Origin of the sequence: Microbacterium halotolerans, from assembly GCF_003569805.1 — a bacterium.
In the GTDB taxonomy this organism is placed as follows: Bacteria; Actinomycetota; Actinomycetes; order Actinomycetales; family Microbacteriaceae; genus Microbacterium; species Microbacterium halotolerans.
This window is the reverse complement of the sequence record NZ_KZ984054.1, coordinates 163,537-178,649: the sequence shown is the minus strand read 5'-3', so window position 1 is coordinate 178,649 and position 15,113 is coordinate 163,537. Positions and strand designations below refer to the sequence as shown.

The 15,113-nt window shown below is 69.6% G+C and carries 14 protein-coding genes; 2 read left to right on the top strand and 12 right to left on the bottom strand.

Annotated elements, in window-relative coordinates; all coding sequences use genetic code 11:
• Window positions 1–6: 6 nt before the first annotated feature.
• From frr to rpsB, 4 genes are all read right to left on the bottom strand, one after another.
• Entirely contained in the window at window positions 7–561 is a 555-nt protein-coding gene (gene frr / locus DZG09_RS14510) for a ribosome recycling factor (protein ID WP_119698455.1), read from the bottom strand.
• Window positions 562–663: 102 nt separating this feature from the next.
• Window positions 664–1,380, bottom strand: coding sequence for a UMP kinase (gene pyrH, locus DZG09_RS14505; RefSeq protein WP_087055596.1), 717 nt, complete (start codon window positions 1,378–1,380; stop codon window positions 664–666).
• Window positions 1,381–1,498: 118 nt separating this feature from the next.
• Complete coding sequence (gene tsf, locus DZG09_RS14500) at window positions 1,499–2,326, bottom strand: translation elongation factor Ts (protein ID WP_119698454.1); 828 nt, start codon at window positions 2,324–2,326, stop codon at window positions 1,499–1,501.
• Between the two features lie 67 nt (window positions 2,327–2,393).
• Window positions 2,394–3,332: a 30S ribosomal protein S2 gene (gene rpsB / locus DZG09_RS14495; RefSeq protein ID WP_119698453.1), complete on the bottom strand. Its 939-nt coding sequence runs from the start codon at window positions 3,330–3,332 to the stop codon at window positions 2,394–2,396.
• 359 nt (window positions 3,333–3,691) lie between these two features.
• Between rpsB and DZG09_RS14490 the strand changes: the two genes are divergently transcribed.
• Complete coding sequence (locus DZG09_RS14490; RefSeq protein ID WP_240424062.1) at window positions 3,692–4,327, top strand: murein hydrolase activator EnvC family protein; 636 nt, start codon at window positions 3,692–3,694, stop codon at window positions 4,325–4,327.
• 26 nt (window positions 4,328–4,353) lie between these two features.
• On the opposite strand, the gene DZG09_RS14485 is transcribed toward DZG09_RS14490, so the two are convergent.
• Window positions 4,354–7,833 carry a bifunctional proline dehydrogenase/L-glutamate gamma-semialdehyde dehydrogenase gene (locus DZG09_RS14485; protein WP_119698452.1) on the bottom strand — a complete coding sequence of 1,160 codons (3,480 nt, stop codon included), beginning with the start codon at window positions 7,831–7,833 and terminating at the stop codon, window positions 4,354–4,356.
• A gap of 100 nt (window positions 7,834–7,933) precedes the next feature.
• On the opposite strand from DZG09_RS14485, the gene DZG09_RS14480 reads away from it, so the two are divergent.
• Window positions 7,934–8,833, top strand: coding sequence for a LysR family transcriptional regulator (locus tag DZG09_RS14480; protein WP_240424061.1), 900 nt, complete (start codon window positions 7,934–7,936; stop codon window positions 8,831–8,833).
• A 17-nt stretch (window positions 8,834–8,850) separates the two neighbouring features.
• Here the strand turns inward: DZG09_RS14480 and DZG09_RS14475 are convergent, their stop codons facing one another.
• The 7 genes from DZG09_RS14475 to lepB all read right to left on the bottom strand — a co-directional run bounded on the left by DZG09_RS14475 (window position 8,851) and on the right by lepB (window position 14,989).
• Window positions 8,851–9,756 carry a tyrosine recombinase XerC gene (locus DZG09_RS14475; protein ID WP_119698450.1) on the bottom strand — a complete coding sequence of 302 codons (906 nt, stop codon included), beginning with the start codon at window positions 9,754–9,756 and terminating at the stop codon, window positions 8,851–8,853.
• A 150-nt stretch (window positions 9,757–9,906) separates the two neighbouring features.
• Complete coding sequence (gene dprA / locus DZG09_RS14470) at window positions 9,907–11,115, bottom strand: DNA-processing protein DprA (RefSeq protein WP_119698449.1); 1,209 nt, start codon at window positions 11,113–11,115, stop codon at window positions 9,907–9,909.
• Window positions 11,112–12,629: a YifB family Mg chelatase-like AAA ATPase gene (locus DZG09_RS14465; protein ID WP_119698448.1), complete on the bottom strand. Its 1,518-nt coding sequence runs from the start codon at window positions 12,627–12,629 to the stop codon at window positions 11,112–11,114. Before DZG09_RS14465 ends, dprA begins: the two co-directional genes overlap by 4 nt.
• A complete protein-coding gene (locus tag DZG09_RS14460; protein ID WP_119698447.1) occupies window positions 12,626–12,988 on the bottom strand; it encodes a YraN family protein in 363 nt (120 codons plus the stop codon). The genes DZG09_RS14465 and DZG09_RS14460 overlap by 4 nt, the downstream gene beginning before the upstream one ends.
• Window positions 12,989–13,101: 113 nt before the next feature.
• Window positions 13,102–13,428 (bottom strand): DUF2469 domain-containing protein, encoded by a 327-nt coding sequence (locus tag DZG09_RS14455; protein WP_087055606.1) that lies wholly within the window; start codon window positions 13,426–13,428, stop codon window positions 13,102–13,104.
• Between the two features lie 71 nt (window positions 13,429–13,499).
• The gene (locus DZG09_RS14450; protein ID WP_119698446.1) at window positions 13,500–14,183 is read right to left on the bottom strand and encodes a ribonuclease HII; all 684 of its coding nucleotides are present in this window, start codon (window positions 14,181–14,183) and stop codon (window positions 13,500–13,502) included.
• Entirely contained in the window at window positions 14,180–14,989 is an 810-nt protein-coding gene (lepB, locus tag DZG09_RS14445) for a signal peptidase I (RefSeq protein ID WP_240424060.1), read from the bottom strand. Before lepB ends, DZG09_RS14450 begins: the two co-directional genes overlap by 4 nt.
• Window positions 14,990–15,113: the final 124 nt, after the last annotated feature.

Sequence of the window (15,113 nt, the reverse complement as noted above, 5' to 3'; positions counted from 1 at the left end):
CCGGGATCAGACCTCGAGGAGCTCTGCTTCTTTGAGCTTGAGCGCTTCGTCGATCTTGTCGCCGTGCGTCTTGGTCAGCGCGTCGAGCTCTTTCTCGCCTCGGGCGATCTCGTCCTCGCCGACCTCGCCCTGGAGGGCGTCGAGTTCGTCCTTGAGCTTGCGACGGATGCCGCGCACGTGGACCTTCGCGTCCTCGCCCTTGGCACGTACGAGCTTGACGTACTCCTTGCGGCGCTCCTCGGTCAGCTCCGGCATCGTGATGCGCACGAGGTGGCCGTCGTTGGTGGGGTTCACATCGAGACTCGGCATGGCTCGGATCGCGTCCTCGATCGCCTTCAGCGCCGTCTTGTCGTAGGGCGTGATGATGAGGGTGCGCGCCTCGGGGTTCTGCATGGAGGCGAGCTGCTGCAGCGGCGTCGGGGAACCGTAGTAGTCCACCGTCAGCTTCTGGAAGAGCTGCGGGTTGGCGCGGCCGGTGCGCACGGTGGCGAAGTCGTCTTTCGCTGCTTCGACGGCGCGCTCCATGCGCTCCTTTGCTTCTGTCAGGACATCCGCGATCACGGTGGCTCCATTCGTCATGTTGCTGAGTCGAGTCTACTGGTGCGAACGCGCAGGACGCGCCCGCAGAGGCGCCGAAGTCCGGTGCTGCGGGGCACGGTCGCGTCAGGACGTGACGCGCGTGCCGAGCTGCTCCCCGCGCAGCGCGCGGGTGACGTTGCCCGCGGGCTCCATACCGAACACGCGCATATCCATGCCGTTGTCCATGCACAGGCTGAATGCTGTGGAGTCGACGACCTTGAGGCCGCGCTGAAGCGCCTCGGAGTAGGTCACGCTGTCGAGCTTCGTCGCAGACGGGTCGGTGCGCGGGTCGCCGGTGTACACGCCGTCGACGCCGTTCTTGGCGACGAGCACTTCGACAGCGCCGATCTCCAGCGCACGCTGGGCTGCGACCGTGTCGGTCGAGAAGTACGGCATCCCTGCGCCGGCGCCGAAGATGACGACGCGGCTCTTCTCGAGGTGCCGCTCCGCCCGAAGCGGGATGTAGGGCTCGGCGACCTGGGTCATCTCGATGGCCGACTGCACGCGGGTGGCTGCGCCTGCCTGCTCGAGGAAGTCCTGCAGCGCCAACGCATTCATCACGGTGCCGAGCATGCCCATGTAATCGGCGCGGCCGCGCTCCATGCCGCGCTGGCTGAGTTCGGCGCCGCGGAAGAAGTTGCCGCCGCCGACGACGACCGCGACCTCGACCTCGTCGGTCACCTCAGCGATCTCGCGTGCGATCTGGCCGACGACATCCGGATTCACCCCGAGGGTGCCCCCTCCGAACGCCTCGCCCGACAGCTTCAGGAGGACGCGCCTGCGTCCTGTCTCTTTGCGCATATGGATTCCTTCTCATTCGGGGCGTTCTCGACCACTGCTCACGGTAGCCGATGGTGCTTTCATCCGGCCGCGAAAAGGGGCCCGGATCGCTCGGATCCGGGCCCCTTGGTTTCGTCGCCTACGCGCCGACCTTGAAGCGTGCGAAGCCGGTCACCGTGATGCCGGCGTCCTTCGCGACCTGGTCGATCGAGAGCTTGTTGTCCTTCGCGAACGGCTGCTCGAGCAGCACGACCTGCTTGAAGAACGCACCGACGCGACCCTCGATGATCTTCGGCAGTGCGGCCTCGGGCTTGCCCTCGTTGCGCGAGATCTCGGTGACGATGTCACGCTCCTTGTCGACGACATCGGCCGGGACCTCGTCGCGCGTGAGGTACTGCGGGTCGGCGAACGAGATGTGCTGCGCGATCGAGCGCGCCGTCTCGGCGTCCTCACCCGAGTACGCGACCACGACGCCGACCTGCGGTGGCAGGTCCTTGCTGGTGCGGTGGAGGTAGACCTGGAAGGCGTCGCCCGACAGGGTCGCGACCCTGCGGAGCTCGACCTTCTCGCCGATGATGGCGGCCTCGTCGCTGATCAGCTGATCGACCGTCTTGTCGCCTGCGGACGCAGCAAGGCCCGCCTCGACCGTCTCGGCGCCGACTGCGGCGACCGCGTCGACGACCGTGTCGGCCAGGGCGAGGAACTTGTCGTTCTTCGCGACGAAGTCCGTCTCGCACGCCAGCTCGATGAGCGTGGCCTTGCCGCCCTGCTCACGCGCGGCGACCAGTCCCTCGCTGGTGGAACGGTCAGCGCGCTTCGCGTTGCCCTTCGCACCCTTCAGGCGCAGGATCTCGGTGGCCTTCTCGATGTCGCCTTCGGCTTCTTCGAGCGCCTTCTTGGTGTCGACCATGCCCGTGCCGAGCTGCTCGCGCAGGGTCTTGATGTCAGCGATGCTGATGTTCGCCATGGGTTGTGGCTCTCCCTCTAGTCAGTTCGTGCGCCTCCGGCGGCCGTGGCCGCCGGAGGCAGAAGAATTACTCGGCTGCGGGCTTGGAGGCGTCGGCCTCTGCGGAGGCGGCCTCGACGGCGGGCTCCTCCGCAGAGGTCTCCGTCGCCGGAGCTTCCTCGACAGCGGTCTCCGCTGCGGGGGCCTCCTCGGTCGGCGCCTCGGCGGTCTCCGCTGCCGGAGTCTCCTCAGCGGGCGCTTCGGTCGTCGCCTCGTCGCCGGCGAGGAGCTCCTGCTCCCACTCGGCGAGCGGCTCGGCGTCGCCGGCCTCGGGGTTGTGCTTGGCCTGCAGGCCCTCAGCCGCGGCGTCGGCGATGATGCGCGTCAGCAGCGAGACGGAGCGGATCGCGTCGTCGTTGCCCGGGATCGGGTACTGCAGATCGTCGGGGTCGACGTTGGTGTCGAGGATGCCGATCACCGGGATGCCCAGCTTCTTGGCCTCGTCGATCGCGAGATGCTCGCGCTTGGCGTCGACGACCCAGAGCGCCGACGGCGTCTTCTGCAGGTTCCGGATGCCGCCGAGCGACTTGTGCAGCTTGTTGAGCTCGCGCTTCTTGAGCAGCAGCTCCTTCTTGGTGAAGCTGGACTCCGACGGGTTGTCGTAGTCGAGCTCCTCGAGCTCCTTCATCCGGGCGAGGCGCTTCGAGACGGTCTGGAAGTTGGTCAGCAGACCACCCAGCCAGCGCTCGTTGACGTAGGGCTGACCCACCCTGGTCGCCTGCTCGGCCAGGACCTCCTGGGCCTGCTTCTTCGTGCCGACGAAGAGAACCGTGCCGCCGTGGGCGACCGTCTCCTTGACGAAGTCGTATGCGCCGTCGATGTAGGCGAGCGACTGCTGCAGGTCGATGATGTGGATGCCAGAGCGCTCCGTGAGGATGAAGCGCTTGACCTTCGGATTCCACCGGCGGGTCTGGTGTCCGAAGTGAACGCCGCTGTCGAGCAGCTGGCGAATGGTGACGACGGCCATGGTCGTTCTCCTTGAGTCTCGGCGCCGCGAGGCGCCATCTTGCGGTTGTTGTTCCTGGTGCCCGGCACACGCCCACCCTCATCAGAGGGACCGAAGGGAGATGTGCCGCGGTCGTCGCCGGAGCCTCGGATGACCGAGACCCTCGCGAAGACTCGCTGTGAGCACGCGAAGTCACCCCGAACATCGGGATGCTCCCACAAGCATACCAGGTCGTCTGCCCCGGAACGGCGCCGTTCCCGGGGTCAGCGCGGACCGCTGTAGGTCGTCGTTCCCCTCACAGGCACGGGTTCGCCGCGTTCGCCGTCCACAGCGGCGGGCTCGGTGTTCCGCTCCCGGATGTCGCAGTGCAGTGTAGGCGCATGAGCGGACGGATCTCCAGAGCACAGCCCCACAGCGGGCGGCCGCGCCGATGGTCGCGCAGGGTCGCCGCCGCCGTCTGTGCCGTGCTCATCTCCATGGTGCTGCTTGTCGTGGAGACATCGCCCGCGCACGGCGAGCCGGGTTCCGGCAGAGCGGTCGCGGCCACCGCGTCTGCGCACGCAGCGTCGATCGCCGTCGCCTCCGGGTCGGGAGGCACCGAGACCGTGCCGACCGACGAGGCGTGGCGCTGGCCCACCTCACCGGTGCGGGTGATCGCGGGCTTCGCGGCACCCTCGCATGACTACGGCGCTGGGCATCGCGGCATCGATCTGTCCGCGGACGGCGAGGTGCGCGCACCCGCATCCGGAGTGGTCGCATTCTCCGGCACCGTGGTCGACCGGCCGCTCGTCACGATCGACCACGGCGGCGGTCTGGTCTCAACCCTCGAGCCGGTTTCGAGCCCGCTCTCCCCCGGCGACCCGATCGCGGCAGGCGACGTGGTCGGCACCGTCTCAGCCGGCGGACATGCGCCGCCCGATGCGATCCACTTCGGCGTGCGCCTGAACGGTGACTACGTCAATCCGCTGCTGCTGCTCGGCGGCGTGCCTCGGGCGGTGCTGCTGCCGTGCTGCTGATCGGCGCGCACCACCCGAGACCCGCATCAGCGGGCGATGAGATCGCTCGCGCCGCCCGCGGCGACGGGGACCTCGTAGCGGCGAGGGTTGCCGAAGCGGTGCGCCGTGATCGACACGGCCTGTTCGCGCACGAACGGCAGCATCTCGACGCGACCGGCCGATGTGACCTCGTGGCCGTAGATCGCGATGTTCGGCTCCCCCTTCGTCGCCTCGATGATCGGATCCGCGGCCCCCCCGATGAGACGGATCCGCGCTCCCGCCGTCGTGAACGACGCGGCCCGCGCCGCCCATTCGTCGGCTTCCTCGACGCGCGCGGTGACACCGGCCTGCGTGAGGTACTCCCGCACCTCGCCCGGCAGGCTCTCGGCGGTCGAGACCGTGATCGGGGCGCCGATCCGCACGCCGGCGGCGACGACGCGCACGAGCTCTGCGGTGCGGGTTCCCTCGAACCGCACCGTGACGGCCGTCGGCACGTAGCGCAGCACGTTCTGCTCGAGCTCGAGGCCCTGCACGTCGCGGGCCACGCCGAACTCGTCGTTCCAGGCGGCGATGTCGGTGCCGAGGGCCGATTCGAGCCATGCGCGGTCGTCCGCGGGAACGGCGGCCGCGGCGCGGCGCACGGCGGCGTCGCTGGGAGCGGCTCCCGTCACGGGTGCGTCGGTCCACGTACCGAGGCCGAACAGGTAGCTCGGCCCTCCCGCCTTCGTGCCGGCACCGACAGCCGACTTCTTCCAGCCGCCGAACGGCTGGCGCTGCACGATCGCACCGGTGATGACGCGGTTGACGTATGCGTTCCCCGCCTGGATCGATCCGAGCCACTGCTGGATCTCGTCGACGTCGAGCGAGTGCAGACCGGAGGTGAGACCGTAGTCGACCGCGTTCACGACCTCGATCGCCTCCTCGAGCGTGTCCACGGCGATGATTCCCGCGACGGGCCCGAAGTACTCGGTCATGTGGAACTCGGATCCCGGCTTCACGCCCTCGCGCAGCCCGGGCGTCCACAGTGCGTCGCCGAGCTGCTTCGGCTCCAGCAGCCACGTCTGGCCGGGCTCCAGCTCGGTCAGGCCGCGCAGCAGCTTGCCCTCGGCAGGGGCGATGATCGGCCCGATGCGCGCACCCTCGGTCCACGGCATGCCGACCTCGTAGCCGTCGATCGCGTCGAGCAGCTGGCGACGGAACCGCTCGCTCTTGGCCACCGATCCGACGAGCACGATGAGCGACGCCGCCGAGCACTTCTGACCCGCGTGCCCGAAGGCCGAGTACGCCGCGTCCTTCGCCGCCAGGTCGACATCGGCGCTCGGAGTGACGATGAGGGCGTTCTTCCCGCTCGTCTCCGCGAGCAGCGGCAGGTCGGGGCGGAACGAGCGGAAGAGTTCGGCCGTCTCATAGGCACCCGTGAGAATGGCCTGATCGACCGACGGGTGCGAAAGCAGCCGAGAGCCGAGCTCCCGCTCCTGGAGCTTCACGAGACGCAGCACGTCGCGCGGAACACCGGCCTCCCAGAGCGCCTCAGCGATGACGGCACCCGTGCGCGCCGCCTGGCGTGCGGGCTTGAACACCACGGCGGATCCGGCGGCGAGCGCAGCGAGGACTCCACCGGCCGGGATCGCTGCGGGGAAATTCCACGGCGGGATGACGGCGGTCACCTTCGCCGAGGTGTACACGGCGCCGTCGACGTCTGCGAGCAGCTCGGCGCTGCGCGCGTAGAAGTGCGCGAAGTCGATCGCCTCGCTCACCTCGGGGTCGCCCTGTTCGACGACCTTGCCGCACTCGGATCCCATCACCTCGAGCAGCTCGGCACGGTGCTTCTCGAGCGCGTCACCGGCGCGGTGCAGGATCTCCACCCGCTCGGCCAACGGCCGCGCGGTCCACTCCTGTGCGGCCGAGACCGCACCGTCGATGAGCGCGTCGAGCGCCTCGGACTCGCGGATCGTCGCGTCTTCGAGAGCCTGCTCACCGAGCTCGGAGGCCTCCATGCGCGCACGGATCCCCGCTGCCCAGTCACGGTTCGCCGCCACGGCCGGATCCGTGTCGGGGGCGCCGCGGAACTCGCCGCGCGGGCCGTCTGGCTGCGGCTGCGAGCGGTCCATCACGCGGTTCGGCGTCGGAACCTCGGTAGGCATCATCTCGATCGAAGTGAGGAAGCGTTCTTTCTCCCGTTGGAACAGCCGCTCGTCGCTGTCGATCTCGAACACGACCGACATGAAGTTGTCGGAGCTGGCGCCCTCCTCGAGTCGGCGGATCAGGTAGGCGATGGCGACGTCGAACTCGTTCGGGTGCACAACGGGCGTGTAGAGGAGGAGCTCGCCGACGTCACGGCGCACGACGGCGGCCTGCTGCGTCGCCATTCCGAGCAGCATCTCGAACTCGACGCCGGAGCCCGGCTCGATGCGGATGCCGCGCTTCTCGGCGAGCAGTTTGGCGAGCGCGATGTCGAAGAGGTTGTGGCCGGCGATGCCGATGCGGACATTGGCGATCCGCTCAGGCGTGAGCGCGTAGTCGAGCACCTGCTTGTAGCCCGCGTCGGTGTGCTGCTTCGACGGCCATGTGGCGATCGGCCAGTCGTGGGTCTCCGCGTCGACCTGCTCCATCGGCAGATTCGCGCCCTTGACCACGCGCACCTTCACAGGCGTTCCGCCGTTCGCGACGCGGTGCGCGGCCCATTCCTGCAGACGGATCATGGCGCCGAGGCTGTCCGGCAGATAGGCCTGCAGCACGATGCCGGCGCGCACGGCCTGGAACTCGTCGCGATCGAGGATGCGTTGGAAGACGTCGAGCGTCAGGTCGAGATCCTTGTACTCCTCCATGTCGAGGTTGAGGAACGTGTCGTTCGCGAGCGCCGCGCGGTACACCGGTGCGAGCGCGTCGACGGCCTCATCGACGGCCTGTTCGTGCGCCCAGAGGCTGTGCGGGGCGACGGTCGAGGACACTTTGATCGACATGTAGTCGACGTCGTCGCGCTCGATGAGCCGGATCGTTCCGGCGACCCGCTTGGCCGCCTCACGCTGACCGAGGATGGCCTCGCCGAGCAGGTTGACGTTGAGACGCGTGCCCTCTCCACCGACCTTGGCCAGCGCGGGGCCGAGCTTGGACTCGCTCGCGTCGACGATGAGGTGGCGCACCATGCCGCGCAGCACCCTGCGGGCGATCGGCACGACGATCTGCGGGAAGGTCGTTGCCATGGCCCCGCCGAGACGCACGAGTCCGCGCAGCGGAGCGGGGAGGAACCCCGGCACGTTCTGCGACACTCTGCGGAAGTTGCGGGCCGCGACGCGCAGATCCTCCGGCTGCACCACGCCGTCGACGAAGCCGACGGTGAAATCGAGGCCGTTCGGGTCACTCAGCACGCCGGCCAGGTTCTTCGCCGCGGCATCGACCTTCTCGCCGCGCGCGGATTCCAGCCAGATGCGCACCTGCGCAATCGCTTCGTCAGCCAGCGCGCGGTCGATGCCGCTCGCCGCCGTTGCTGCGGTGTCCACTGCCTTGCTGCGGGGCTCGACGGTCATTGGTTCTCCTCAGTGCAGTCCTCGTCCTCCCATCGTGCGCTCCAGGAACCATGAGGTAAAGCAGATCATTTCGAAGGATTCCTTTCGCTATCATCGAACGATGAGCATGGGATGGAGTACGCACCGCCTGCTGCTGCTGCGCGAGCTGCAGCTGCGCGGAACAATCACCGCCGTGGCGAGCGCGCTGCGCTACTCGCCGTCGACGGTGTCGCAGCAGCTCGCCCAGCTGGAGCGCGAGGTGGGGGCGCCGCTGCTCCAAGCGGATGGGCGGCGGGTTCGTCTCACGCCGCAGGGCGAGACCGTGGCCGCCCACGCCGCAAGGCTGATGGCGCTCGAGGAGCAGGCCCGAGCCGAGATCGACATCGCGCATGCGACGCCGCCGCACGTGCGCATCGCCGCGCTGCAGACTTCCGCCCACGCACTGCTGTCGCGCATGCTCGACGTGCTCGCCGTCTCTCACCCCGCCATGCGAGTCGACGTGTGGGTGCTGCCACCCGAGGAGGGCCTGTTCGAGGTCGAGGCGCGCGGTTTCGATCTGGCGATCGCCGAGCAGTATCCTGGCCACACCCGCGAACGCCGTCCGGGGCTCGACCGCGTCGTGCTCGGCAGGGATCCGATCCGACTCGCGGTCGGCCCGGACTCGCCGGTCACCTCGCTCGCCGACACGAAGGATCTGCCGTGGGTCATGGAGCCGGTCGGCACAGCGGTGCGGACCTGGTCGGTGCAGCAGTGCCGGGAGGCGGGCTTCGAACCCGACGTCCGCTACAGCGCGGCCGACCTGCTCGCACAGGTGCGGCTGATCTCATCCGGACACGCCGTCGGTCTGCTGCCTGAGCAGCTGCTCACGACCGAGGACACCCCGGTGACGCTGATCGATCTGCCCGGTTCCCCCAGCCGGGAGCTCTTCACCGCCGCACGCGAGTCATCCCGCGACACCTCGGGCATCGTCGCGGTTCGCGCTGCTCTCGAACGCGCCTTCCACCACACCAGAGCCGCATAGCGCACGTTCGCAGGCGCTCACGCTCGCGGATGCGCGAGCCGGTACGTCGCCTTCAGCCGCTCGGACGAGACGTGGGTGTAGATCTGCGTCGTGCCGAGGCTGGCGTGGCCAAGCAGCTCCTGCACCGCGCGCAGGTCGGCGCCGCCGTCGAGCAGGTGCGTGGCCGCCGAATGGCGCAGGGCGTGCGGACCGACCGCACCGGAGCCGACCGACGGTCCGATCGTTCGCGCGACGACGTCGTACACCGCTCTGGGACCGAGGCGCCCGCCCCGCGCGCCGAGCAGCAGTGCCGTCGTCTCCCGGTCACTCCTCGCCCGCAGCGCGGGGCGAGCGCGCGTCAGATAGGCGGCGACGGCGCGCGACGCCGGGGCGCCGAAGGGAACGACCCGTTCCTTCGCTCCCTTTCCGAGCACCCTCGCCGTGCCGCGGTCGAGGTCGACGTCGCCGATGTCGAGACCGCACAGCTCGGACACCCGGATGCCCGCACCGTACAGCAGCTCCAGCGCCGCGTGATCGCGGAGCGCAACCGGATCACCATCGGAGACCGCAGTCGAGGCAAGAGCGTCTAGCGTCTCGCGCAGAGCGTCAGCCGTGGCGACCTGAGGCAGCGTCCGCCCGCGCTTCGGCGTCACCAGTCGCAGACTCGGGTCGGTGGGTGCGAGTCCCTCATCGCCCGCCCAGGAGAAGAAGGACCGCGCCGACGAGGTGCGCCTGGCGAGTGTCGAGCGCGCGTCGCCCCGTTTGGTCGCCCGCCACAGCCAGTCGCGCAGGTGCTCGAGATCGACGGCGGCCACGTCGATGTCTCCGATCGCGTCGGTGAGGTCGGCGAGATCCGAACGGTACGCCCGCACCGTCGCGGGCGACAGTCGGCGCACCCTCTCCAGGTGCGACACGAATGCCTCGGCGGCCCGCGAGATCTCCATTCCCCCAGTCTCCCGCGTCGATGCCCCGCCGTGCAGTGACGCGCCGCAGCGGTGCACCGTGCGCCGGCCGCACCGTCGGACAATCGACACGGTGCGTCGGCGATGCATCGAGGAGCTGCGGAGAGCACGCACCGCGCAGCACGCGGACGCTCAGGAGACACGGCCGAGCCGCCATCTGCCGCCGTCCTGCTCCGCCGCGCCCTCGAGCCCGAGCAGTCCGAGCGCCGCCGTGACCTCGGTCGGGGCGACGCCGCTGCTGCGCGCGATGTCGTCGACGCTGCGCCATGCGCGCAGCCCCAGCGCGTCGCGCACTCTGAGTGTGACGGGGTCGACCGGCGCGGCGAGCGGCCGCTCGACCGCCCCGCCTGCGGGATCGGCTCCGAGCTCCATCAGCTCACGCGCATCATCGCCGCAGGTGACGCACACCGCGTCGTACTCACGCAGCAGCCTGTGGCACCCCGCCGACGTCGTCGACAGCACCGACCCGGGAACCGCGCCGAGGGGTCGCCCCAACTCCGCGGCGGCGCCCGCGGTGCTGAGCGAGCCCGACCGCTGCGCCGCTTCGACGACGACGGTGGCGTCGCCCAGCGCGGCGATCAGCCGATTGCGCTTCAGGAACCTGAACTTGGTCGGCGCGGCGCCCGGCGCCACCTCGCTGATCACCGCACCCGTCTCGACGATGCGCTGCAGCAGGTGCGCGTGCCCCGCCGGATAGACGCGGTCCGCTCCCCCTGCCATCACGGCGATCGTGGCACCATCCGCCCTGATCGCCGCGCGGTGCGCCGCTCCGTCGATGCCGTACGCCCCGCCCGACACCACAACGGCTCCCGTGCGCGCGAGATCGTCGGCCAGCTCCGCTGCGACCTGTTCGCCGTATGGACTTGCGGCCCGCGCGCCCACAATCGATAGGAACGAGCGCCGTTGCGAGAGCGTGCTCGGGTCCCCGTGCACCCAGAGCGCGATCGGCGCATGCGGCCCCAGATCGTTCAACTTCTCCGGCCACCTCTGATCGTCAGGGGTGAGCAGGATCAGATTCTTGCGGTGAGCAGCGCGGAGCGCCTCGGTGACGCGACCGGGTCTGAGTCGGGGCCGCCAGCGGGCCAGCGCCTGGTGCCACGCCGGGGCGTCGAGCCCGGCCGGCGGCGATGGACTTGCCGCGGTCACGGCGCGCTCGGTCTCCTCCAGCGCCGCTCGAGCACCGAGCATCTGTGTCACGGCCCCGGCGACGCCGTCGCTCGGCTCGACGATGCTCGTCCACGTCGCACGGGCGATCAGGTCTCCGAGCTCGGCCCGCCCAGCCTCAGGCCACAATCGCTCGGCGGCCTCGCGGACCGAGTCATCGGAAAGGAAGCTGTTCATGTCGCCGCTCCCGCCTTCAGATACAGTGCCCGCCCGATCTCCCGCGCCGTCGGCACCTCGATTCCCGCGAGATCGCTCAGCGTCCATGCCAGGCGCAGTATGCGGTCGTACGCCCGCAGCGTGATCGAGCCGTGCGAGAGCGCTCTGTCGAGCGCGCCTGTCGCCTCGCGCGGGATGCGCGGCCCCTCGTTGCGCAGCCACGCGCCGGGGACCTCGGCGTTGTGGAGCCACGGTGTGCCGCGCAGCCGACGCCGGGCGCGCTCTCTCGCCGCGACGACCCGCTCACGCGCCTGATCCGAAGTCACGTCGCCCACGCCCGAAGCTGCGGTGACGCGTTCCACGCGCAGCGCGATGTCGATGCGGTCCAGCAGCGGTCCGGAGAGCCGACGCTGGTAGGTGCGCACGGCATTCGGTGAGCACACGCAGCTGCCGCCGCGGATGCCGTGCTCACCGCACGGGCACGGGTTCGTCGCGAGCACCAGTTGGAAACGGGCGGGATAGCTCGCGGTGAAGCCGGAGCGATGGATGTCGATGCGGCCGTGCTCGAGCGGCTGGCGCAGCGCGTCGAGCACCCCCGCGCGCACCTCGCCTGCTTCGTCGATCATCAGCACGCCGCGGCTCGCCCGCGAGATCACGCCGGGCTTCGACATCCGCGAGCCTCCGCCGACGAGTGCGGCCAGCGTGGCCGTGTGGTGCGGCGCTTCGAAGGGCGGCGTGCGGTTCAGTTCCTCGACCGCCTCCCCCGAGAGAGAGCGGAGTGCTGCCACCTCGAGCGCCGCCTCGTCGTCGAGCGGCGGCAGAATGCCGGGGAGCCGCCTCGCGAGCATCGTCTTTCCCGCGCCCGGCGGGCCCGACAGCAGCAGATGATGCCCGCCTGCCGCCGCCACCGTGAGCGCCTCGACCGCCTCGACCTGCCCGACCACATCGCAGAGGTCGCCCGCTTCTGCAGGCGCAGCCGGGGTCGTGACGCGGCGCACCGCCCTGTGCTCGGGTACGGTGACGTCGGCGCCGTACCCGTGGGCGACCTCGGGAAGCGACACGGCCGAGACGACCTCGATGCCCGGCACCAGACGTGCCTCCGCCTCGTTCGCCCTCGGCACGACGACGCGTTCGAAGCCGCGTTCCGCCGACGCACGCACGGCGGGCAGCACACCGGTGATCGGTCGGAGACGGCCGTCGAGACCGAGCTCACCCAGGTGCACGGTCCGCGCGATCGGCGCGCGCGGAATGACGCCGGCGACGGCGAGCGAGGCCACCGCGATGCCGAGGTCGAACGCCGACCCGTGCTTGGGCAGGCTCGCCGGCGACAGGTTCACGGTGATCCGTCGCGGCGGGAGCTCGAGCCCCGAGTTCTCGCTCGCGTTGACGACCCGGCGCGACGCCTCTCCCAGCGTCTTGTCCGCCAGCCCGATGATGCGGAACTCCGGCGTGTGGCTCGTGACGTCGGCCTCGATCTCCACCATCTCGCCGCGCAGCCCCGTCAGCGCGACGGCCCACGTGCGCGCGACGCTCATCGCAGGTCCTCGACGTAGTCGATCGCGGCGGTCGTCGGATCTCGGCCGACCAGTGCCATCGCGTCGACGCGCACTCGCCTGCCGCGGGCGATGTCGGGGTGCTCCCTCGCCCAGAGATGGGCGAGCCGCCACAGCCGCCGCAGCTTCTCGGAGCCGATCGCTTCGAGCGGGTGGCCGAACGCGGTGCCGCTGCGCGTCTTCACCTCGACGGCCGCGATCACCCCTGCGCGCGCGGCGACGATGTCTAGCTCACCGGCGCGGCATCGCCAGTTCCTGTCGACGATGGAGAAGCCGCGGCGACGCAGTTCGTCGGCTGCTCGTTCCTCGCCCGCCCTGCCCAGGTCGTCTTTGTGTGCCATGGCACCAGACTCGACCGGCCGCGACGGCGACCGACAGGGTGTGAATGGCCGCCATCCGCGTGATCACGCGGGTTCTGCGGGATTCTTCTCCCCTGTGAGGGGAACGGCGCGTGCTACGTGCCGTCGAGCGACAGCTCATCCGGGATCTCGAAGTCCCGGCGGGTGAGCTCCTCGATGTTGACGTCCTTGAACGTCAGCACGCGCACCGACTTCACGAAGCGGTCGGCGCGGTACACGTCCCACACCCACACGTCGCTCATCGTCAACTCGAAATAGAAGTCGTGCTCCGTGTCGTGGCGGACGACGTTCACGTCGTTGGCGAGATAGAAGCGCCGCTCCGTCTCGATCACGTACTGGAACTGCGACACCACGTCGCGGTACTCCCGGTACAGCGCAAGCTCGAGTTCGCGGTCAAAGTCGTCGAACGGGTCCTCATCCATGGTGGCTCCATCCTACGTGCGAGAGCGCCTGCTCGTGCGCGGAGCCGCGAGGTCGGATGCCGCGGCAGACGTCAGAACAGTGCCGGCGCGTCTGCGATGGCCCACGAGCGCCTGTGGTGATCGCTCAGGCCGTGACCGGCGATGGCCTCGCGGTGCGCGGCGCTGGCGTAGCCCTTGTTGCGCTCCCATGCATAGTGCGGGTGGTCGGTGTGCAGCGCGACCATGTGCTCGTCGCGGGCCACCTTCGACACCACGGATGCCGCAGAGATCGACGCACAGGTGCGGTCGCCCTTGATCACCGGCCGCACGTCGAGGCGTGCCGCGGAGGCCCACTCGTCGGATGCGCGGGCGGTCGGTGTGATGTAGTCGTGGTTGCCGTCGAGCAGCACGATGCCGTTGTCAGGGGCGAATCCCGCTGCCGCGAGCCGTTCGATGGCGCGCAGCGCTGCGAACCCGAGCGCGCGCACGATGCCGACCTCGTCGATCTCGGCGGGGCTCGCCCAGCCGACCGCCGATCCCGTCACCCAGCTCGCGGCGCGGGAGGCGACATCCGGGCGTCGTTTCTCCGTGATGAGCTTGGAGTCCTTCAGCCCCGCTGGCACAGCGCTCTCCGCGACTGAGGCGTCGATCACCGACGCACCGACGGCGACGGGACCTGCCAAAGCGCCCCGGCCGACCTCGTCGAGCGCGAAGATGAGCGGAGCCTGCCCGAGCAGCCTCCGCTCGAGCTCGAGTGTCGGAGGTGCGGTGCTCATTCGTCGTCCGGTGACGGCACTGCGGCGAACACGTCGGGCGCGCTCATCCAGCCGAAGCGCTCGAACGGCCATGTGCGGAAGAACACCCGTCCGACCACGTTGTCGACCGGGACGAAGCCTTCGCCGGGCTGCTCGCGGTTGTAGCGCGAGTCCAACGAGTTGTTGCGGTTGTCGCCCATCACCCAGAGCGAATCATCGGGAACGGTGACGTCGAACCCGTCGCGGGACGCCTTCGTGTCCCCGTCGGGGAGCTTCAGGTACCCTGTCTCGTCGATGGCCTTGCCGTTCACCGTCACCTGGCCGAGAGCATTGCAGCAGACCACGTGATCCCCCGGTGTGCCGATGACCCGCTTGACGAGGTGATCCTCACTGTCCGCCGCAGACAGTCCGATCATCGTGAGGAACCAGTCGATGCCCTCGCTCACAGGGGAGCGCTCCGGCTCCGTCTTCGGGTCGAGCCAGCCGCCGGGGTCGGCGAAGACGACGATCTCGCCGCGCTCGTACTCGTTCCACAGCGGCGTCACTTCGTCGACGAGGATGCGGTCGTCGATCTGGAGCGTATTCTCCATCGAACCGGATGGGATGTAGAACGACCGCACGACGAAGGTCTTGATCAGGAAGGAGATCAGCACGGCGATCACGATGATCACGACGACGTCGCGCAGAAACAGGAGCGCCCCGCCGCGTTTGTGCTCCTTCTTCTCCTGCTTCCCGCCGCGTTCCGCTTCCTGCCGCTGGCGGAGCTCGCGTCGCGAGGTCACCGGCATATCGTCCGCAGCAGGGTCAGCGGAAAGTGAATCGCTCATATCGTCCTTCGCTCGGCGCCGACGCAGGCGCTCTGTCCAGCATTCCACATCGCAGCAGGGAGCCTCTTGCGACACGGAGGCTGCTCTCGCTCGCGCGCCGAAAAGAGCAGAGCCCTGTGCCCCG